A 20,285-nucleotide genomic window follows, 5' to 3' on the forward strand; every position below is an offset into this window, starting at 1 on the left:
GGGCCGGCGGGCCGGGGCCCCGGGGGGGGGCCCCCCCGGCGGTGGCCTCCGTTGGTGGGGGGCCCCGCCGGGGGCGGCCCGCCCCGCCCGGCGCCGGAGAGGAACGGTCAGGCTGCCGGCGCGGGGCCGGCCGGCGGCGCCTCGGCGGACCCCGCCCACACGGCGGGAACCCCGTCGGACGGCGTGTCGGCGGTGCGCAGCCAGACGGCGGTGTCGGGCGGGAGGAGGTCTCTCACCAGCGGCCCGCTGGCCAGCAGCCGCGTCTCGTGCGCGGGCAACGGCACCGAGGTCGTACCCAGGTTCACCAGGCAGACGAAGGCGGCCCCCCGGGCGAAGGCAAGCACCCCGTCAGGCGCTCCGAGCCAGCGCATCTCCCCGTCACCGAGGCCCGGTTCGGCACGCCGGCTGCCGATTGCCGCCCGGTACAGCTCCAGCATCGAGTGCGGGTCGTCGATCTGCGCCCGGACCGTGCGGTCCTTCCACTCGGCGGGCTGGGGAAGCCACGGCACCCGCGCCGCACCGTCGGGGCTGAACGCGAACGGCGGCGCGTCGCCGGCCCAGGGCAGCGGCACCCGGCAGCCGTCCCGGCCGTGCCCCGAGCGCCCCCACATCGGGTCCTGGCGCAGCTCCGGCGGGACGTCCTCGACCTCCCACAGGCCCAGCTCCTCGCCCTGGTAGACGTAGGCCGCGCCGGGCAGGGCCAGGGTGAGCAGCGCCGCCGCGCGGGCGCGTACGGTGCCCAGTTCCAGGTCGGTGGGGACGCCCTCGCGCTTGCTGGCGAAGCTGAACGTGGTGTCCGCCCGGCCGTACCGGGTGACGTGGCGGGTCACGTCGTGGTTGGAGAGCACCCAGGTGGCGGGGGCACCGACCGGGGCGTGCGCGGCGATCGTGTCGTCGACGCAGCGGCGCAGGGCTTCCGCGTCCCAGGCGCAGCCGAGGAAGTCGAAGTTGAACGCCGAGTGCAGCTCGTCGGGGCGCAGGTAGTTGGCGAACCGCTCCCGGTCCGGCAGCCACACCTCGCCGATCAGCGCCCGGTCGCCCGGATACCCGTCGGCGATCCGCCGCCAGCTGCGGTAGATGTCGTGCACCGCGTCCAGGTCGACGAAGGGGCTCGGGGCGTCGTCGGTCACCTCGGGCAGCGCCGGGTCCTTCACCAGCAACGCGGCCGAGTCGATCCGGATGCCGTCCACCCCCCGGTCGAACCAGAACCGCAGGATGTCCTCGAACTCGGCGCGCACCCTCGGGTGGTCCCAGTTGAGGTCGGGCTGCTCCGGGGCGAACAGGTGCAGGTACCAGTCGCCGGGGGTGCCGTCGGGGTTGGTGGTGCGGGTCCAGCAGTCCCCGCCGAACTGGGACACCCAGTCGGTGGGCCGCTGGTCGCCGCCGGGGCCCCGGCCGGGGCGGAACCAGAACAGCTCCCGCTCGGGGGCGTCCGGGCCGCCGGCCAGCGCCGCCTGGAACCAGGGATGCGCCTCGGAACAGTGGTTGGGCACCACGTCCACGATGATCCGGATGCCCCGCCCGTGCGCCTCGTCGATCAGCGCCTCCGCCTCGGTGAGGCTGCCGAACATCGGGTCGATGTCCCGGTGGTCGGTGACGTCGTAGCCGGCGTCGGCCATCGGGGAGGGGTACCAGGGGCTGAACCAGATCGCGTCGATGCCAAGCGCGGACAGGTGATCCAGCCGGGACCGGATGCCGGCGATGTCACCGATGCCGTCGCCGTTGCCGTCGGCGAAGCTACGCGGGTACACCTGGTAGATCACCGCTCCACGCCACCACGGACTGTTGTCTGCTGTGGGCACGAGCACCTGCTTTCTGCGTCGGTACGTCGGCGGGTTCGCCGGACCTGGATGTGTGTCGGGCGAACGGTCGTTGTTCGCCGCGGGAGTTCGCGCTGGTGGTGCGCCGGTGCGTCGGCCCGTCATCGAGCCCGCCCGAGGGCTGCGGTGCTCGGCGTCCGCGCCTTCGGGCTATCCCTTGAGGCTGCCGGCGGTCAGGCCGGACATGATGCTCCGTTGGAAGATCAGGAAGACGATGACGGTCGGGATCGCGGCGATGACCGACGCGGCGATCACGACGTTCATGGGTGTGCCACCCGCGAAGGCGTAGATCCCGACGCTGACCGTCCGGGTCTCGGGCGACGGCATGACCAGCTTCGGCCAGAGGAAGTCCTTCCAGACCGCCGTCACCGCGAAGATCGAAACCACGCCGAGGATGGGGCGCGACATCGGCAGGATGATCGACCACAGCGTGCGCAGCGGCGTCGCCCCGTCCACGAGGGCCGCCGCCATCAGCTCCTCCGGGATCGAGTCGAAGAACCGTTTCAGCAGGAAGATGTTGAACGCGTTCGCGACGGCGGGCAGCCAGATCGCGAACGGCGAGTCGAGCAGGTTGACGTGCAGGATCGGCAGATCGATCACGGTCACGTACTGCGGAACGATGAGGACCATCGCCGGGATCATCAGCGTGGCCAGCATCAGGGCGAGGATCAGATTGCCGAACACCGGTCGGAGCTTCGACAGGGCGTACGCCGCGGCGGTGTCGAGGACGAGTTGGAACAGCAGCGCGCCGGCCGCGTAGTAGAACGTGTTGAACAGCAACTTGGCGAGGTCGAGGTTGTTCCACGCGTCGGCGTAGTTCTGCAGTTGGGGATCCTTCGGGAACAGCGACGGCGGGGTCTGCGCGATCTCCTGGCCGGACTTGAGCGCGCCGGTGACCATCCAGTAGAGCGGCCCGAGGAAGACGAGCGTGAAGCCCAAGACGACGACGGTGAGCAGCGTCCAGTAGATGATCCTGCCGCGCCCCCGCCTGAGCTGTGCGTGGGAGATGAGGGTCCGGGTCCCGGAGCCGTGTGCCATGTCCTCGCCCCGTCCTAGTCCTGTTTCGCGCTCAGCCGCACGTAGACGGCGGAGAAGCCGGCCAGCACCACGAGCATGATCACGCCGAGCGCCGCGGCGCCGTTGAGGTCGTTCTGGAAGAATCCGTGCTGGTAGATGAGGTACGCCACCGAGGTGGCGGAGTCCTCCGCACCTGTACCGTTCGCCAGGATCAGCGGCTCGATGAAGAACTGCATCGTGGCGACGATCTGCATCATCGCCAGGAGTGCGAGGATCAGCCGGGTCTGCGGGATCGTCACGTTGCGGATCCGCCGCCAGATCCCGGCGCCGTCGAGCTCGGCCGCTTCGTAGAGTTCGCCGGGGATGTTCTGCAGTGCCGCCAGGTAGATGAGCACCGCGCCGCCCATGTTCATCCAGGTCGACGCGATCACCATTGCCGGCATCGTCATCCCGACGGACTGCATCCACTGCGAGGTGGGCAGGTGCAGCGCCTTGAGGATCGAGTTGAACAGTCCCGCGTCGCTGGGGTCGTACGCGTAGAACTTGAAAAGGAACAGCGCCGAGGCCGGCGGCAGCATCACCGGCAGGTAGACCAGGATCCGCAGGTATCCCTTGGCGTGGCGGAACTCGTTGAGCAGGATCGCCACGAAGAACGGCACCGCGTACCCGAGCACGAGCGCGAGAAGCGTGAAGTAGAACGTGTTCTTCCAGGCCGTCCAGAAGCTGGGGTCGGCGATGATGCGGTCGTAGTTGTCCCAGCCGACCCAGGTCGTGACGCCGCGCCGGGTGCGCTGGAAGCTCATCACGACGCCACGGATCATCGGGTACCAGGAGAAGAACGCGAAGCAGACCACGGCGCCGAACAGGAAGGTGTGCCCGGTGAGGTTGTCTCGTACCTTGCGGCGGAGGCTCGCGCGCCGCGACCCTGCCGGGTACGACGAGGCGGGGCGTCCCGGTGCTCTCTCGGTCCTCGGGACGGTGGTGATCGCCAAGGCAACTCCTGCGTGATTCGGTGACCGGACGGTGCGGCGCGGAGGGTGTGGGGGCCGATGCGCCGGCCCCCACACCGTCGGATCAGCTCTCGGCAGCGAGGAGCTTGTTGACCTTGCCTTCGGCCGTTGATAGGAGTGCGTCGATGTTCGCGTTCGGGTTCGTCAGCACGCCGGACACCGCGGCGTCGAGCACCGCGTAGATCGCTTGCGCGTTGCGGGGCTCACCCTTGATCGGCACCGGGTTCGCCTCGAAGAGCGAGAAGTTCGCGGTGTCGACGTTCGCGTTCGCCTTGCGCAGCTCGAGCTCCTGCTTCTGCGCGTCGCTGCCGTTGGCGAAGAGCAGCGGCTGGGGCAGGCCCACCGGGTAGTTCTGCGGCTTGGCCCGGACGTAGTCGAACTGACCCTTGCCCGGCGTCAGCTTCTGGTACGCGATCCACTTCAGACCGGCCTTGACCTGCTCGGGAGAGAGACCCTTCTTGAAGAAGTAGCCCTCGCCACCACCGAGCGTCCCCTTCGCCGCACCGTCCTGGCCGGGCAGCGGGGCCATCGCCCAGTCCTGAAACTTGCCCTGGAACTGGCTGACGATCGCCTGGGTGGCGTCCGGCGCACCGATGAACATGCCGACCTTGCCCGCGCCGGCGTTGGTCAGCAGGTCGCCCCACTGCAGCAGCTGGCGGGCGCCCATGCTGTTGTCGCCGTACCGCATGTCCTTGAGGTTCTGCAGGACCTGCTTGCCCATCGCGTTGTTGAAGTCGGCCTTCTTGCCGTCCGGGGCCAGCATCTGGCCGCCCTGGGAGTAGAGCAGGGAGGTGAAGTGCCAGCCTCCGGTGTTGCCGGCGCTGTACTCCGCGTAGCCGGCGATGCCGTTGCCCTGCGCGGAGATCTTCTTGGCGGCGGCCCGGACCTCGCCCCACGTCTTGGGCGGGTTGTTCGCGTCGAGCCCCGCCTTCTGGAACAGGACCTTGTTGTAGACCAGGCCCATCGAGTAGTTCTTCACCGGGACGGCGTAGAGCTTGCCGCCGTCGCTGAAGACCTCCTTGAGTGCCGGGTCGACGCTGTCCCAGGTCGGAACCGTGTCCTTGTTGGCGAACTCGTTGATGTCCATCGCCTGACCGGAGTCGAGCACCTGCTGGAGATCGGTCATGTACCCGTAGAACACGTCGGTCACGGTGCCGCCGGCAAGGCGAGCGGCGAAGTCCGGCGGGTTGTTGCACTGCTCGCCGACGCTGACGCTCTTGACGACGATGTCGGGATTCTGCCGCTGGAACTCGACGACGTCGTCGTTCCAGTTCTTCAACAGCTCTTTCTGTGCTCCGACCGGCTGGCAGTCGACGGTGATGGTCACCTTGCCGCTCGCATCGTTCGCTGCGTCGTCGCTCTTCGTGGAGCAAGCCAGCAGGCTGAGCCCCAGGCCGGCCACGAGCGCTGACGCCGCAACCTTCCGGTACTGCGGTACGGACATCTGTCCATCCCTTCGGGAACGGGTGTCTCCATGAGGCCCGCCGAGCTGCGGTGATCGCACCGTGACGAGGCCATGTCACTGATTTGTATCGGCCCGGCGACCTGATCCCGGTAGCTGCTTCGGGGCCAGGATGTGAGTGGAGTCACTGTAGCGAGACGAACTCATTTCGGCAAGATATCGATCTGAGTATGCAAGGACACGACTTGTCCATGGCAGATTTCGACAACGCCTCTAAGTAGACCTGGTTTGCAGGCTTTCGCACTTTTTGGGCGTCGTGCTGGACGGTTGCCGTGCCGGCCGGTGGATCGGGCCGATGCCGAGCGGTGCGGGCAACGACAAAAGGGCCGCCGACCGCGAGCAGCGGTCGGCGGCCGGAGCGGCGCTCAGCAGCCAGGGAGGTGGGCTTTGGGTGGCCGAACGGCCGGCCGAACGGCGAACAGCGAACGGCGCGACGGTCAGCGGCGGGAACGGTGGCCGGCGGCCGATCCGCGAGCGGGGCGGGCCGGGGTCAGCCGCGGGCCACGGGCCCGGTCGAGCCGCGTACCACCAGCTCCGGCTCGAAGAGCAGCTCGTCGCGGAGGACCCCGGCACCGTCGATCTGGGTGACCAACAGGTCCACCGCAGCCTGGCCCATCGTCTCGATCGGCTGCCGAACGGTCGTCAGCGGCGGGTCGGTGCAGGTCATGAACGCCGAGTCGTCGAAGCCGACCACCGACACGTCCTCGGGCACCGACAACCCGAGCCGGCGCACCGCGCGGATCGTGCCGAGCGCCAGGACGTCGCTGGCACAGATGACGCCGGTGACGCCCCGGCCGACAAGCTTCGTGGCGGCGACCCGGGCACCTTCCATCGAGAAACTGGACCGCTCGACGTGCTCGTCCGGGTCCCGCCAGCCGGCGATCCGCGCCAACGCGGTCATCTTGCGCCGGGAGGGCACGTGGTCCTCGGGGCCCAGGACGGTGCCGATCCGCTCGTGGCCGAGGGACCGCAGGTGCCCGTACGCCTGCTCCACCGCGACCGCGTCGTCGGTGGAGACGCCGGGGAAATCCAGCGTGTCCACACCCGCGTTCACCAGCACCACCGGGAGCCCCCGGCCGGTCAGCCGGCGGTAGTGGTCGTGCGAGGCGCCGGCGAGCGCGTACGACCCGCCGGCGAAGATGATGCCGGACACCTGGTGGTCGAGCAGCATCTCGACGTAGTCCGACTCGGACACGCCACCGATGGTCCGGGCGCAGAGCGCCGGGGTGTATCCCCGCTGGGCGAGCGATCCGGTGACCACCTCGGCCAATGCCGGGAAGATCGGGTTCTGCAGCTCCGGCAGCACCAGCCCGACCAGCCGGGCCCGCTCCCCGCGCAGCTTGGTGGGCCGTTCGTAGCCGAGCACGTCCAGCGCGGTGAGCACCGCGGTGCGGGTGGACTCAGAGACCCCGCCACGGCCGTTGAGCACCCGGCTGACGGTGGCCTCGCTGACGCCCGCCTTCCTCGCCACCTCAGTCAGTCGCTTCGTCACGCGGCAACCATACGTCAAAACCCTGCAAGAAATATACTGCCAGCTGACGCACGAACGTCATCTCCTTGCCGTGATTCGGTCGCGGCGGAGCGTGCATCGGTCAGGGCAGGGCCAGCTCCTCGATCCGCACCCCACCCCGACAGGCCCCCGGACGGCGCCCCGCCTCAGGGGCCGGCGCGGTGGGCAGCAACCACACCAGACCCAGATCCGCTCGGCGTACGGCGCGGCAGGGCGGCAGCACCGGCGACCGTTTGACACCACATCGACACAATGCTATCTGTTAACAACATTGCCGGTTTTTCGCGGGCGCTCGTCGGCGGCACCGGGCAGCCCGATGAACTCACCCATCCCTAGGAGCGCCATGCCTTCCAAGAGAACCGTCGCCCACCTCGCCGCGGTCCTGCTGATCCCCGCCGCGGCAATCGGCTACGGGCTGCCGTCGGCCAGCGCCGCGGCCGCCGGGCCGATCACCGGCCTCGGCGGCAAGTGCGTCGACGTCGCCGCCGGCAGTTCCGCCAATGGAACCGCCGTCCAGCTCTACGCCTGCAACAACAGCACGGCCCAGACGTGGACCGTCGGCAACGCGGACGGCTCGGTCCGCGCGCTCGGCAAGTGCCTGGACGTCACCGCCGCATCGACGGCGGACGGCGCCAAGATCCAGCTGTACGACTGCAACGGCACCGGCGCGCAGCGGTGGACCGCGTCCAACGGGACGCTGGTCAACACCGGCTCGGGCAAGTGCCTCGACGTGACGGGCCAGAGCACGGCCAACGGCACCCGGCTGCAGATCTGGAGCTGCGCCGGCAGCGCAAACCAACGGTGGACCCTGCCCGGCGGGGGCACCACCCCCAGCCCGACCATCCCTGCCGGCGTCCACCTCGACAACCCGGCGAAGAAGGACGTGGCCATGCAGCTCGTCTCGGCCGCGGAGAACTCGTCACTCAACTGGCGTGCCCAGTTCTCCTACATCGAGGACATCGGCGACGGGCGGGGCTACACCGCCGGCATCATCGGATTCTGCTCCGGCACGGGCGACATGCTGGAGCTGGTCGGGGCGTACACGGCCACCAAGCCCGGCAACATCCTGGCGAAGTACCTGCCGGCCCTGCGCGCCGTCGACGGCACCGACTCACACGCCGGTCTGGACCCGGGCTTCCCCCAGGACTGGCGGACCGCCGCCGCCGACCCGACGTTCCAGGCCGCCCAGGAGGCCGAGCGGGACCGGGTGTACTTCAACCCGTCCGTACGCGACGGCAAGAACGACGGCATCCGAGCGCTCGGCCAGTTCGCCTACTACGACGCGGCGGTGATGCACGGGTACGAGGGCATGCGGGCGATCCGTAGCCGCGCCCTCGCGCGGGCGAAGCCGCCGGCCCAGGGCGGCGACGAGCGGACCTGGCTCAACACCTTCCTCGACGAGCGGGTCATCGAGATGAAGAAGGAGGCGGCGCACTCCGACACGTCCCGGGTGGACACCGCCCAGCGGGTCTTCCTCAACAACGGCAACTTCGACCTGAACACCCCGCTGGTGTTCGCCATCTACGGCGACCAGTACCGGATCGGCTAGCTCGAAGCCGGTACAGCGAGGACGTGCGCGTTCTGGGCGACCTGGTCGGCGGCGAGCGGGCCGACAACGCCGGCGAGGCGGCCCTCGCGGCCGTCCGGGCCGGGGCGGCGGACATCCCGCTCGAGGTGGCGGAGGCCCCTGTCGGCGGGGAGGGCCGGCTCGCCACCAGGCTCACCGGGTCGGCATCACGGCGACGGAACCGGCCTCCTCCGGGCCGGGCCCGATGCCGGATTCTGTGCCCCCGGAAGGAAGCCGCCTGAGCCGTCAGGCGTCCCGGTGGGCAAGCGCGGCGACGAGTCAACGATTGCGCCCCCGAGTGAGTCCGGCGCGGCAGTCCCCCGCCGCGCCGGACTCACTCGTACCCCTCGCTACGCGGTCAGTACCGCGACCACTTCTGGTTGGCGCTGCCGGAGCAGTCCCACAGCTGGAGCTTGCCCCCGTTGGCGGCAACCTGGTCGCGCACGTCGACGCACCGGTTGGCGCTGATGTTCACCAGGTCACCGGTCGCGCTCAGGGTGAACCGCTGGGCCGGGTTGCCGTTGCAGGTGACGAGGTTGACCTCGGTGCCGTTGGCGGTGCCGGCCCAGGCAGGGTCCATGCACTTGCCCATCGCCCGCACCGTGCCGTCGCCGGCGAAGGTCCACGCCTGCGCGGCGGTGGTGTTGCAGTCCCAGATCTGCAGCTTGGCGCCGTCGACCGGGTTGGCGCTCGGAATGTCGACGCACCGCCCGCTCTGCGCGCCCCGCAGCCGGGTGGTGCCGGGGGTCGGGCCGCCGCCGTCGGTGTAGCCGTTGACCCGAACGTAGTCGACCAGCATCTGCTGCGGGAACTGGGTGGTGGCGTCCGGGTAGCCCGGCCAGTAGCCACCGACGGCCACGTTCAGGATCATGAAGAACGGGTGGTCGAAGACCCACCGGTTACCGCCCAGCCGGCTCGGGTCGACGCGGTGGAACTCGACGCCGTCGAGATACCAGACGATCGAGTTGGGCTCCCAGTCCACCCGGTAGGTGTGGAAGCCGTCGGCCAGCGGCGCACCGACGGTACGGCTGCCGGTGATGCCCCCGCCGCCGGAGTAACCGGGCCCGTGGATGGTGCCGTAGACGGTGTTCGGCTCCCGGCCGATGTTCTCCATGATGTCGAGCTCACCGGCGTTCGGCCAGCCCGCGCTGCCCATGTCGTTGCCGAGCATCCAGAACGCCGGCCAGATGCCCTGACCCCGGGGGATCTTGATCCGGGCCTCGAAGCGGCCGTACGCCTGGGTGAACGTCGCGGCGGTCAGCAGCCGGGCGGAGGTGTACTCGCACCGGCCGTAATGGCACTGGTAGTTGGCCGGGTTCTCCTTGCGCGCCGTGATGACCAGATTGCCCTGGCCGTCGTGCACGGCATTGCTGGTGCTGTTCGTGTAGTACTGCCTCTCGTTGTTGCCCCAGCCACCGCCGCCGATGTCGAACCGCCACTTGCCCTGGTCGACGGCCGCGCCGGCGGGGGCGTTGAACTCGTCGGCCCAGGTGATGCCGCCGATCGCCGCCTGGGCGGGCGCGGCGGGGCCGGGCAGGACGAGGGACGCCGCGGTGACGGCGAGGGTGAGGGCGACGCGGGCGAGCGCCCTGGGAGCGGATCGGGATCTGGTCATGAGAGCCTCCTCGACTGTCGTTGCGGGCGGACGTAGGACTGACCGGCGGGCGCGATCAGCCACGCCGCCACTTCTGGTTGGCGGTGCCGGCGCACTCCCACAGATTGAGCCGGGCGCCGTCGGCGCCGTTCCAGCCGACGATGTCAACGCACTTGTTGGCCTGGGGGTTGACCAGGTCGCCGGCCGCGGAGAGGACGAACTGCTGGGCGGGGTTGCCGCTGCAGGTGGCGATCTGGATCACTGCGCCGTTGGCCGTGGACCCCCAGGCCACGTCCATGCACTTGTTGTTCTGGGTGCGCAGGGTGCCGCCGGTGAAGGTCCACGCCTGGGCGAGGGTGCCGTTGCAGGCCCACATGTTCAGCGGCACGCCGTCGTTGAAGTTCGAGCTCGGCACGTCGATGCACTTGTTGTTCCAGTTGCTGATGAGCCGGCTTCCGCCCCCGCCCCCGGTCGTGGTCAGCGACAGCCCGTAGGCGCCGAGGATCTCGTTGACCGGCTGGAAGTAGGTGGTGCCGCCGGTGGTGCAGTTGCCGGAGCCCCCGGAGGTGACCCCCTGCGCCTGGTCGCCGCTGATCCAGGCGCCGCCGGAGTCGCCTCCCTCGGCGCAGGCGTTGCTGCGGGTCAAGCCGTACACCGCGCCCTGGGAGTAGTTCACGGTCTCGTTGCGGCCGAGGATGGTGCCGCAGCGCCAGCCGGTGGTGCGTCCCGAGCGGCAGACGGAGCTGCCGATCGCCGCGTCCTGGGAGCCGGCGACCGGGGCGTTGCCGCCGGAGTAGTTGTTCACCCAGGGTTGCGAGGCCCAGTTGCCGTTGGTCCGCACCCAGCCGTAGTCGTTGCCGGGGAAGGACGAGCCGGCGAACGTGCCCTGCGCGGCATTGTTGAAGCCGAGCGTCGGGCTGCCGGTGCCGCCGCAGTGGCCGGCGGTGACGAAGCCCCCGGCGACCGCGAAGCCGACCGAGCAGAGCGTGTTGCCGTTGATGACGTACTGGTCGCCACCGCGGATGTCGTACAAAGTGCGAGGCACGTCGGCGGACTCGACGACCCGTACGGCGTCGGCGGCGACGCCGCTGGCCCGCGCGAACGCGGCCGCCGCGGCGGTGGCGCCCGGTGCCGCCGTCAGCACGACGCTGTTGTCGGCGACGTCAACGCGCCAGCTGCGGATTTGCTGCTGATCCGCCCGGGCGGCACGTCGGTCGAGGGCCCGTTTGACGGTGCCGAGGTCGCGCTCGCTGCGGGCGACGACGGTGGCCTCCGCGCCCTCGGCGCGGACGACGGCGGTGAGCGCCGGGTCGGTGACCGCGACGGTCAGGCGCTGCCCGTCCGAGGGGATCCACGCGCCGCCGAAAGCCGTGCCGAGCCGGGCGCGCAGGCGCTGCTCGACCGAGGGCGCGGCGGCCTCGGTGCGCAGCCGGACGGCGATCTGGTCGGTGGTGAGCCCGAGGTCGCGGCGAATCGCCGCGACCATTTCCGGCGCGAGGCCGGAGGCGGCAGTCGCGGTGGCTGCCGGGGCGGCGCCCGGGGCGGGGTCGGCGGCGCGGGCCGCCATCGGGGACGTGATGACGAGTAGCAGAGCTGCGGTGACGGTGCCGAACGCGCGGAGCTGTCGCGGCATGGGGGGGTCCTCCCGAGGACGTACGGCGGACGACGGGCGGTCGCGGTGTGGTGGGTGCGAGAGCCGGGGCGGCCCAGAGAGCGCTCTCAACGGAGTTTGTCGATGTTAATGTTTTCTGTCAAGACTGTTACCAATTGGTCGCCCGGGCCCGGCACACCCGACCCACCGGGTGCGTCACCCGGCCGGCGGCAGGACCGGGGCGGCCCTGAGCAGGGCTGCCCCGTCTGCGCCCGTGCGCATCACCGTCCGATCGGGGCGCACGAGCGCCGCGCGGGCGCCGCCCCGACACAGCCACCGCCCGAGGGCCGAGGCCGGTTCCACGGGTACGAGCACCACCCGCCGCCGGCGCGCCTCGGCGGCCACCTGCGGCGGAAGAGGGCCGAGGGCGAGTACGGCGAAGGAGGAGCCGAGCACGTCGTCGAGGCGTTGGCCGTCGCCCAGGACCGGGTTCGGGCAGAGCCGGCCGTTGCGGCTCCACGGCGACCGGCGCGGCCGGCGCAGGGCCGAGCGCCGCAGGGGCGCGGTGGTGCTGTCGAGGACCCTGGCCCGCAGGCCCGGAACATGGACGAGCCGTGGCGCGACGACCCGGCGCAGCAGGTTGCCGACCTCACCGCCCTGGGTCATGGCCCGACCGACCCCCACGGCGAGCCTGATCAGCGCGGTGACGTGGGGCCTCCGCTCGGTCTCGTAGCTGTCCAGCGCCGCATCGGGTAGGCCACCGGTCAGCACGGCGGCGAGCTTCCAGGTGAGGTTGGCGGCGTCGCGCAGACCGGAGCCCAGCCCCTGGCCGATGAACGGCGGGGTGAGGTGGGCGGCGTCGCCGAGGAGGAACACCGGCCCGACACGCCACCGGTCGGCGAGCTGGGCGCGGAAGGTGTACTCCGCGCAGCGGACCACCGCGAGCGCCTCGAACGGCAGATCCTTCGTCCACGGCCGGACCAGCTCGTGCAGGATCTGCGGGGCGGACATGGCCTCGGCGGTCTCGCCGGGCAGCAGGCGGAACTCCCACCGGTAGCGCCGGGCCCCGACCCGCATGAAGGTGGCGGCCCGCCGGGGGTCGCACACCTGGTGTACGCCCTCCCACGCGTCGATCCCGGCGTCCGTGTCGACGTCGACCACGAGCCAGCGCTGCGCGAAGCCGAGGTCGCGCACGCGCGAGGAGATCCGAGCCCGGACGGTGCTGTTGGCGCCGTCGCAGCCGAGGACGTACCGCGCACGCAGCGTCTGCCGTTCCCCCGACCCCCGGTCGGTGACGGCAACGGCCACCGCCCCGTCGCCGTCGACCGACACCGAGGTGACCTCGACGCCGCCGCGCAGGGTGACCAGCGGATCGTGGTCGACGGCGCGGCGGAGGATGGCCTCCAGCGTCGGCTGGTCGAACATGTTCGCCTGGGGGTGGCCGTGGGCCCCGTCCGCCGTTCCCCGGCTGAACTGCGCCAGGACCCGGTGATCGGGGCCGAGCAGCCGCAGCCCCTCGGCCGGCCGGGAGACGGCCGCGAACTCCTCGTACACTCCCGCCCGGTGCAGGATCCGGCACACCTCGTCGTCGAGGTGGACCGCACGTGGCCGGGGGTAGGCCGTCGGCCACCGGTCGAGCACGACCGACCGGACACCGTGCACGGCGAGCAGCCGGGCCGCCATCACCCCGGTCGGCCCGGCGCCGACGATGACGACGGGCACCGGATCGTCCACCGCTCCTCCTCGCCCCGCCCTAGCCGGCCCGGTGGAGCGCCATTTCCCGGCCCTCACCGGGCCGGTTCGCCGGCCGTCGCTGCCCGGCGGGCCGCACCCGCCCGCCTCGACGGTACCGACCGCCCCCTGCGCCGACGCTGACCGCCGGGGTGCCGGCGGCGTGCCCCGGTCACCACCCGGGACGTGCCACCCCGGCCGGCCCCTCGACAGGCCCGGCACCTCGATCCGGGCCGACCGGCCTGGGGTCCCCGGCTCAGGAGCGGGGGCGCAACGGGCGGCCCCGGCCAAGGGCGTCGGCGTATCCCCAGCGGCCCTTGATGTCGAGCAGCTCGATCTGGCCCATCTCCTCCGGGACCCCGGCATCGATCACCAGGTGGTCCTCGCGCGGTTCGAGGCCGAGTAGGGCGCGCAGCAACAGCAGCGTCGCTCCGGCGGAGGGCGCGTAGGGACTGTCGGTGAAGTGGTGCCGCACCGGGACGCGGGTGGTGGTCCGGTCGTACCCGGCGAAGTACGCGGGCAGCCGGCCCTGGAAGTACCGTCCCGCCTCCAGCAGCCCCAGGGTCACCCGGGCGGCCTCGGCCCGGAAGCCGTACCGGCGCAGCCCCCAGACGATCAGGGAGTTGTCCGACGGCCAGATCGCGCCGGTGTGGTGGCCCAACGGGTTGAACTGCCACTCGGCGTCGGACAGGGTACGCACCCCCCAGCCGGAGAACAGGGCCGGTCCGAGCAGGTGCTCCACAAGGCGCTCGGCGTGCTCGGGCGCGACGATGCCGCTCCACAGCAGGTGACCGACATTCGACGCGAGCGCGTCGACCTGCTCCCCGTCGGCCTGCAGGGCCAGCGCGTAGCAGCCCCGCGCGGGCATCCAGAAGTCCCGGTGGAACCGGCGCCTGAGCGCGGTGGCGTCCCGCTCCAGCCGATCGGCCCAGTCCGGATCGTCCCAGAACACCCGGGCCATCCGGGCCGCCCGCAGCCTGGCGTCGTAGGCGTACCCCTGCAGCTCGCAGATCGCCTGGGGGAACGTGGGGAGCCGGCCGTCGCGGAAGCAGATGCCGTGCACCGAGCTTCGCCAGCTCTCGTTGACCGGCCCGGTCCGGGTCTGCCGGCGGACGGACCAGAGGTAACCGTCGCCGCCGTCCTCGGCGTGCCCGTCGAGCCAGGCGACGGCGGCCCGGACCTCGAACTCGTACCTGCGGACCAGGTCCGCGTCGCCGGTCCAGCGTTCGTACTCGTCGAGCAGGATGATGAAGAGCGGGGTGGTGTCGGCCGCGGAGAAGGCGGTCGCGTCGGGGGTGTCGTTGAAGGCGGCCGATTCGCCGTACCGGATCTCCTGGAGGATCCGACCGGGTTGCTCGCCCCGGAACGGGTCGACCCGGGCGCCCTGGGAGAGCGCCAGGATCCGCAGCGCACCGGCCGCCCGCTGCGGCAGGAAGGGCAGCGCCTGGAGGCTGCTGATCAGGCTCTCCCGGCCCAGCAGGGCCATCGACCAGGGCAGGCCGGTGGCGGGCAACTGCTCGGGGAAGTTGAGGCCCTGGTAGTTCAGGGCGGCGAGGTCCAGCACGCTGCGCCGGTACGCCTCGGCCAACGGCTCGTAGTCGGCGCGCAGCCGGGGTACGCCGGCGACGATCTCGTCGATCTCCCGGCCGGCCTCGGCGCGGGACCGTCCGGTGGAGCTGCGCAGCCGCTCCCGCAGGTCACGTCGGCGTAGGTCACGCACCAGGGTCAGGACGCGTAACCGGGTGGACCAGGTGCTGTGCGGCTCGACGGTCACGGTGAAGGTGAAGCCGCGCTCGTCGACGCGGGCCGGCTCGCTGGAGGAGACGACCGTCTCCCGGTGCAGGCTGCTCCGTCGGTAGTGCAGCCGCAGCGTGCTCTCGTCGATCGTGGTGGAGACCTCGCGGGTCCGGCGGAATCCGTCCCGAACCTCCCGCACCTCCGCGAAGTCCGCGCCGACGTCGAGCCGGACGGTGTACCGCAGCGGCTCGGGCGCGTAGTTGAACAGGGTGACCCCCTCCTCGAAGGACTGCCCCAGCGAGCGGTGCCGCAGGATCGAGGTGGTGGCGTTGACGTAGTGCGTGGGCTGGCCCGGCACCAGCGCGAACCTCGACTCGAAGGGACGAATGTCGTCGATGGAGAGCTCGGAGAGCCGTTCCCCGTTGACGGTCAACCGCCACGTCGACAGGAAACGGGTGTCGAAGAAGAAGAGGCCGAGCGGGCCGGCGCGATCCGCCTCGACGTCGCCGTTGCGGGTACTGAGCAGGAACATGCTGCCGTAGAAGATGCTGCTGGTGTCGTACAGTCCGATGCCGACGCGCTCGACGGCGCGGGACATCCCGGCGATCGGCTCGGGGTTGGCGCTGTCGGCCCAGGGCGGTAGCAGCCGCCGGAACGCCAGGAACAGCGACAGGTCGCCCTCGACCGCGACCACCCCGCGGAACAGCATCGCCACGACGTAATCGGCCCCGTCGATCAGCCGTTCGAACGTCTCCGGCGCCATCTCCACGACGCAGTCCGGGTCGTGGTCGACGGGGCCCACCCGGGCTCGCCCGTCGTCGAGGGTCACGAACCGGGTCGTGGTTTCCCGGTCGTCGACGAAGTTGAAGCGGATCACCCCGGCGGGCGTGGTGGGCAGTCGGCCCAGGGCGGTCTCCAGGCCGGCGAAGAACTCGTCGAGTCGTTCGCTCACCGGACGCCCCTGTCGTCACGCACCAGCCCGGCCCGCCCGCCCCACCCGATGAAGCGGACTTATCGGTACGAAAACAGCGTACGCTGCGGCGATCCGTGACGACCGCGCTTCGGCGAGCTCTGCTGCGGATCGACGGCCGCGAGGTGGACCTGACCGGCGCACCGGAGACCGTGACCGGCTCGTACCGCTGCGCCGGTGACGGTCTCGTGATTCGCGCGGAGAACGACGACGGGTCGTGGGGCGAGGAGAGCTTCGTCCGCAGCCCCGTCTGACGCCCACTACGGCCCGGACGGGGCCTGGCTCGGTGGGCGGCACGGGCCCGGCCAGCGGCTCCGGGAGAGAACAATCGCCAAGGATCAATCCGTAGGTCATTGACAGCCGCGGTCGGCAGAGCCGAGAGTAGAGCGCTCTCCCATACTCCGGACCCCGATCGCTGATCCGTCGGTCCCACCACCCCCAGGGAGCACCGATGCTTCGGACTCTTGCCCCGCCGCTCACCGTGCAGACCTCGACCGACGGCAATTCCCGGACCACCGTCTACCGCGCGGACGGCGGGCAGGACCTCGCCGTCTCCGGCAGCGGCGAGCGCGTCCCGGTCAACGCCAGGAGCAACTGCAGCCCGTCGGTGGACACCTCGTCCTACTGGATCCCATGACGGTCACGCCCCCTCGCCGGCCCCGCAACCGGCCCGCGAAGGTGTCCGTCCTGCTCGTCGGGCTCCTGCTCGCCGCCCTGCCCGCGACCACCGGCTGCCGCGCCGAGCCATCCGCCGCGCCGTCAGCCCAGTCGGCTCCCGGCGGGTCGACCGCCCAGCCGGCCCCCGGCGGAACGACCGCCGCCACGACGCTCGGTGGCACCGACGCGGCGTGGCTACAGCTCATGATCCCGATGAACGAGCAGGTACTCAAGGCGCTCGACCTGGCACCCGGGCGCAGCGCCGACACCGGCGTCCAGCGGGCGGTCGAACGCATCTCGGCCGCCCGGCGCGCAGAACTCGACGACCTGCGGCGGCTGCGCGACGGGGTCGGGCTGCCGACGGCCAACGCGCACGAGGGACACGACCTGCCCGGGATGGTGATCCCCGCCGACCTCGTCACGCTGGGCTCCCTACGCGGCCCGGCGTTCGACCGCGCCATCGAGCAGACCCTGCGCGAGCACGTGGAGCAGGGCGCGCGGCTGGCCGAGTCCGAACAGGCGAACGGGTCCGACCCGGGGACCCGTCAGCTCGCGGAGCGGATGGGCCGGACCCGCGCCACCGAACTAGACTGGCTCCGCCCAGCTCCGGCCACGAGTAGTGGCTGAAACCGCGCGGGGACCTCGCGGCGGCCCGGGCGTACCCCATTCTGGCGGGTCGCCGGTGCGGTCAGCCCGTGGTTTCAGCCGCTGCAGGAGAGCGGCAAGCTGCACGCGGACGGGCCCAGGTCGATCGCTGGTGGATCGACCTGGGCCCGTCGTGTGGAGCCGGATCAGACGAGGTCGAACCGGTCGAGTTCCATGACCTTGGTCCAGGCTGCGACGAAGTCGGTGACGAACTTGTCGCGCGCGTCCTGGCTGGCGTAGACCTCGGCGAGGGCCCGGAGCTGGGAGTTGGAGCCGAAGACGAGGTCGACCGCGGTGGCGGTCCACTTCACCTCATCGGTGGCCAGATCCCGGATCTCGTACCCGTGCTCGTCGGACTCCGACGCCTTCCACCGGGTGCCCGGGGAGAGCAGGTTGGCGAAGAAGTCGTTGCTGAGCACGCCGGGCCGGTCGGTGAGGACGCCGTGCTGCGTGTCGCCGACGTTGGCCCCGAGGGAGCGCAGGCCGCCGACGAGGGCGGTCATCTCGGGCGCGGTCAGGTTGAGCATGTAGGCGCGGTCGAGGAGCAGCACCTCCGGCTGGGTCTTCTCGCCGGGACGCAGGTAGTTGCGGAACCCGTCAGCGCGCGGCTCGAGGACCCGGAAGGACTCGACGTCGGTCTGCTCCGCGGTGGCGTCGGTGCGGCCCGGGTGGAACGGCACGGTCACCTCGACGCCGGCGTCCCGCGCCGCCTTCTCGACGGCGGCCGATCCGGCCAGCACGATCAGGTCCGCGAGCGAGATCTTCGCGCCGCCGGTGGAGTTGAACTCCCGCTGGATGCCCTCGAGACCCTCCAGGACCGTCGCGAGTTGCTCCGGCTGGTTGACCTCCCAGCTGCGCTGCGGCTCGAGACGGATCCGCGCGCCGTTGGCACCGCCGCGCTTGTCGGTGGACCGGAAGCTCGCGGCCGAGGCCCAGGCGGTGGAGACCAACTGGGCGGCCGGGATGCCGGAGTTCAAGATCGTCGCCTTGAGGGCGGCGATGTCGGCGTCACCCACGAGCTCGTGGTCGACGGCCGGCACCGGGTCCTGCCACAGCTGAGGCTGCGGGACCCACGGGCCGAGGAAGCGGCTGACCGGGCCCATGTCGCGGTGCAGCAGCTTGTACCAGGCCTTGGCGAACGCCAGCGCGAACTCCTCGGGGTGCTCCAGGAAGCGCCGCGAGATCTTCTCGTACGCCGGGTCGACGCGCAGCGACAGGTCGGTCGTGAGCATCGTCGGCTTGTGCTTCTTCGACGGGTCGTGGGCGTCCGGGATGATCGCCTCGGCGTCCTTGGCGACCCACTGCTTCGCGCCGCCGGGGCTCCTGGTGAGTTCCCACTCGTAGCCGAAGAGAATCTCGAAGAAACGGTTGCTCCACTGTGTCGGCACGTCGGTCCAGGTCACCTCGAGACCACTGGTGATCGTGTCCCCGCCCTTGCCGCTGCCGTAGGTGCTCAGCCAGCCCAGGCCCTGCGTCTCCAGCGGGGCACCCTCGGGCTCGGGGCCCACGTAATCGTCGGCGACGCCGGCACCGTGGGTCTTGCCGAAGGTGTGGCCACCGGCGATGAGGGCGACGGTCTCCTCGTCGTTCATCGCCATCCGGGCGAAGGTCTCGCGGATGAAGTGCGCCGCCGCGACCGGGTCCGCGCTACCGCGGGGCCCCTCCGGGTTGACGTAGATGAGACCCATCTCGGTCGCCCCGACGTCGCCCGCCATCTCCTTCTCGGAGACGTAGCGCTCGTCACCGAGCCAGGCGTCCTCCGGACCCCAGAAAATCTCCTCGGGCTCCCAGACGTCCTCCCGGCCGAAGCCGAAGCCGAAGGTCTTGAAGCCCATCGACTCCAGGGAGACGTTGCCGGCGAGCACGAGCAGGTCGGCCCACGAGATCTGCTGGCCGTACTTCTGCTTGACCGGCCACAGCAGCCGGCGGGCCTTGTCCAGATTGGCGTTGTCCGGCCAGCTGTTGAGCGGGGCGAACCGCTGACCACCGTCGCCGGCACCGCCGCGACCGTCGTGGATGCGGTAGGTGCCCGCAGCGTGCCAGCTCATCCGGATCATCAGGCCGCCGTAGTGGCCGAAGTCGGCCGGCCACCAGTCCTGCGAGGTGGTGAGGGCCTTGGTGATGTCCTGCTTGACTGCCTCGACGTCGAGCTTGGCGAACTCCTTGGCGTAGCTGAAGTTCTCACCCAGCGGGTTGCCCTTGGACGAGTGGGCATGCAACACCGAAAGGTCGATCTGGTTGGGCCACCAGTCCCGGTTGGTATGCGGACGACCGCCGGTCTTCGGCGTCGGCGAGTCGATCGCCGGGTTCTCGCTCTCACTGCCGTGCGCGGTCACGGAGTCGTGCGCGACCGGGCAGCCTGCCGCGGCCATCTTGTCCACGCCCTGCGCGCTGGCGGGGACGTTGTCCTGGGTGTCGCTCATCTGGTTCCTTCCGAACTGACGGATCGCTGGGAAGTGCGTTCGGTCGCACAGCCGGGGCAGGTACCCCAGTAGACGACCTCCGCCTCGTCGACCACGAAGCCGTGGTCGTCGGAGGCGGTGAGACAGGGAGCATGGCCGACGGCGCAGTCGACGTCGGCAATCGCGCCACAGAAGCGGCACACGACATGATGGTGATTGTCACCCACCCGGGACTCGTACCGGGCGACCGCACCGGCAGGCTGAATACGCCGCAACAGGCCGGCGTCGGTAAGCGCCCGCAACACGTCATACACCGCCTGGTGGGACACCGTGGGCTGCTCCGCCCGGACCAGCGCGATCACGGTGTCGGTGTCGACGTGCGGATGGTCGCGCAACGCTGCGAGCACCGCCAACCGGGGCCGAGTCACCCGCAACGAGGCCGCGCGCAGCTGAGCCTCGAAGTCGGACGTCACCCGACGAACATAGTCCACTCTTCTGGAACGAATCCAGTTTTGCCGAAACTCGGCCCGTACGCATCGTGAACTTCAAGCTGGCACCCGCAGCACGCTGGG

At 70.9% G+C, this 20,285-nt stretch carries 16 protein-coding genes; 5 read left to right on the forward strand and 11 right to left on the reverse strand.

Features of this window, described 5'->3' with window-relative positions:
• Positions 1 to 107: 107 nt before the first annotated feature.
• The 5 genes from SNR22_RS28200 to SNR22_RS28220 form a co-directional block, all read right to left on the reverse strand.
• Entirely contained in the window at positions 108 to 1,802 is a 1,695-nt protein-coding gene (locus tag SNR22_RS28200; RefSeq protein ID WP_320069713.1) for a glycoside hydrolase family 13 protein, read from the reverse strand.
• Positions 1,803 to 1,970: 168 nt separating this feature from the next.
• Positions 1,971 to 2,858 (reverse strand): carbohydrate ABC transporter permease, encoded by an 888-nt coding sequence (locus SNR22_RS28205; RefSeq protein ID WP_320069714.1) that lies wholly within the window; start codon positions 2,856 to 2,858, stop codon positions 1,971 to 1,973.
• 14 nt (positions 2,859 to 2,872) lie between these two features.
• Positions 2,873 to 3,829: a sugar ABC transporter permease gene (locus SNR22_RS28210; protein WP_320069715.1), complete on the reverse strand. Its 957-nt coding sequence runs from the start codon at positions 3,827 to 3,829 to the stop codon at positions 2,873 to 2,875.
• A gap of 82 nt (positions 3,830 to 3,911) precedes the next feature.
• Positions 3,912 to 5,291: an ABC transporter substrate-binding protein gene (locus tag SNR22_RS28215; RefSeq protein ID WP_320069716.1), complete on the reverse strand. Its 1,380-nt coding sequence runs from the start codon at positions 5,289 to 5,291 to the stop codon at positions 3,912 to 3,914.
• A 508-nt stretch (positions 5,292 to 5,799) separates the two neighbouring features.
• A complete protein-coding gene (locus SNR22_RS28220; RefSeq protein WP_320069717.1) occupies positions 5,800 to 6,801 on the reverse strand; it encodes a LacI family DNA-binding transcriptional regulator in 1,002 nt (333 codons plus the stop codon).
• A gap of 361 nt (positions 6,802 to 7,162) precedes the next feature.
• Between SNR22_RS28220 and SNR22_RS28225 the strand changes: the two genes are divergently transcribed.
• Together SNR22_RS28225 and SNR22_RS28230 are read left to right on the forward strand one after the other, a co-directional pair.
• Positions 7,163 to 8,368, forward strand: coding sequence for a chitosanase (locus SNR22_RS28225; protein ID WP_320069718.1), 1,206 nt, complete (start codon positions 7,163 to 7,165; stop codon positions 8,366 to 8,368).
• A gap of 23 nt (positions 8,369 to 8,391) precedes the next feature.
• Positions 8,392 to 8,628 (forward strand): hypothetical protein, encoded by a 237-nt coding sequence (locus tag SNR22_RS28230; protein WP_320069719.1) that lies wholly within the window; start codon positions 8,392 to 8,394, stop codon positions 8,626 to 8,628.
• A gap of 116 nt (positions 8,629 to 8,744) precedes the next feature.
• Here SNR22_RS28230 and SNR22_RS28235 read toward each other — a convergent pair whose 3' ends face one another.
• From SNR22_RS28235 to SNR22_RS28250, 4 genes are all read right to left on the reverse strand, one after another.
• Complete coding sequence (locus SNR22_RS28235) at positions 8,745 to 10,001, reverse strand: family 16 glycosylhydrolase (protein ID WP_320069720.1); 1,257 nt, start codon at positions 9,999 to 10,001, stop codon at positions 8,745 to 8,747.
• A 55-nt stretch (positions 10,002 to 10,056) separates the two neighbouring features.
• Positions 10,057 to 11,613: a ricin-type beta-trefoil lectin domain protein gene (locus SNR22_RS28240; protein WP_320069721.1), complete on the reverse strand. Its 1,557-nt coding sequence runs from the start codon at positions 11,611 to 11,613 to the stop codon at positions 10,057 to 10,059.
• Between the two features lie 174 nt (positions 11,614 to 11,787).
• Complete coding sequence (locus tag SNR22_RS28245; protein ID WP_320069722.1) at positions 11,788 to 13,305, reverse strand: bifunctional 3-(3-hydroxy-phenyl)propionate/3-hydroxycinnamic acid hydroxylase; 1,518 nt, start codon at positions 13,303 to 13,305, stop codon at positions 11,788 to 11,790.
• Positions 13,306 to 13,558: 253 nt separating this feature from the next.
• Positions 13,559 to 15,991 carry a glycogen debranching N-terminal domain-containing protein gene (locus tag SNR22_RS28250; protein ID WP_320069723.1) on the reverse strand — a complete coding sequence of 811 codons (2,433 nt, stop codon included), beginning with the start codon at positions 15,989 to 15,991 and terminating at the stop codon, positions 13,559 to 13,561.
• A 95-nt stretch (positions 15,992 to 16,086) separates the two neighbouring features.
• Between SNR22_RS28250 and SNR22_RS28255 the strand changes: the two genes are divergently transcribed.
• The 3 genes from SNR22_RS28255 (at position 16,087) to SNR22_RS28265 (ending at position 17,293) form a co-directional block, all read left to right on the forward strand.
• Positions 16,087 to 16,263: a hypothetical protein gene (locus SNR22_RS28255; RefSeq protein ID WP_320069724.1), complete on the forward strand. Its 177-nt coding sequence runs from the start codon at positions 16,087 to 16,089 to the stop codon at positions 16,261 to 16,263.
• A gap of 197 nt (positions 16,264 to 16,460) precedes the next feature.
• Positions 16,461 to 16,646, forward strand: coding sequence for a hypothetical protein (locus SNR22_RS28260; RefSeq protein ID WP_320069725.1), 186 nt, complete (start codon positions 16,461 to 16,463; stop codon positions 16,644 to 16,646).
• On the forward strand, positions 16,643 to 17,293 hold the full coding sequence (locus tag SNR22_RS28265) for a DUF305 domain-containing protein (RefSeq protein WP_320069726.1): 651 nt from the start codon (positions 16,643 to 16,645) through the stop codon (positions 17,291 to 17,293). Before SNR22_RS28260 ends, SNR22_RS28265 begins: the two co-directional genes overlap by 4 nt.
• A gap of 164 nt (positions 17,294 to 17,457) precedes the next feature.
• Here SNR22_RS28265 and katG read toward each other — a convergent pair whose 3' ends face one another.
• Both katG and SNR22_RS28275 read right to left on the reverse strand, forming a co-directional pair.
• A complete protein-coding gene (katG, locus tag SNR22_RS28270; protein WP_320069727.1) occupies positions 17,458 to 19,734 on the reverse strand; it encodes a catalase/peroxidase HPI in 2,277 nt (758 codons plus the stop codon).
• The gene (locus SNR22_RS28275; protein WP_320069728.1) at positions 19,731 to 20,186 is read right to left on the reverse strand and encodes a Fur family transcriptional regulator; all 456 of its coding nucleotides are present in this window, start codon (positions 20,184 to 20,186) and stop codon (positions 19,731 to 19,733) included. The genes katG and SNR22_RS28275 overlap by 4 nt, the downstream gene beginning before the upstream one ends.
• Between the last annotated feature and the right edge of the window lie 99 nt (positions 20,187 to 20,285).

This window comes from Micromonospora sp. RTGN7 (genome assembly GCF_033804645.1).
GTDB lineage: Bacteria > Actinomycetota > Actinomycetes > Mycobacteriales > Micromonosporaceae > Micromonospora.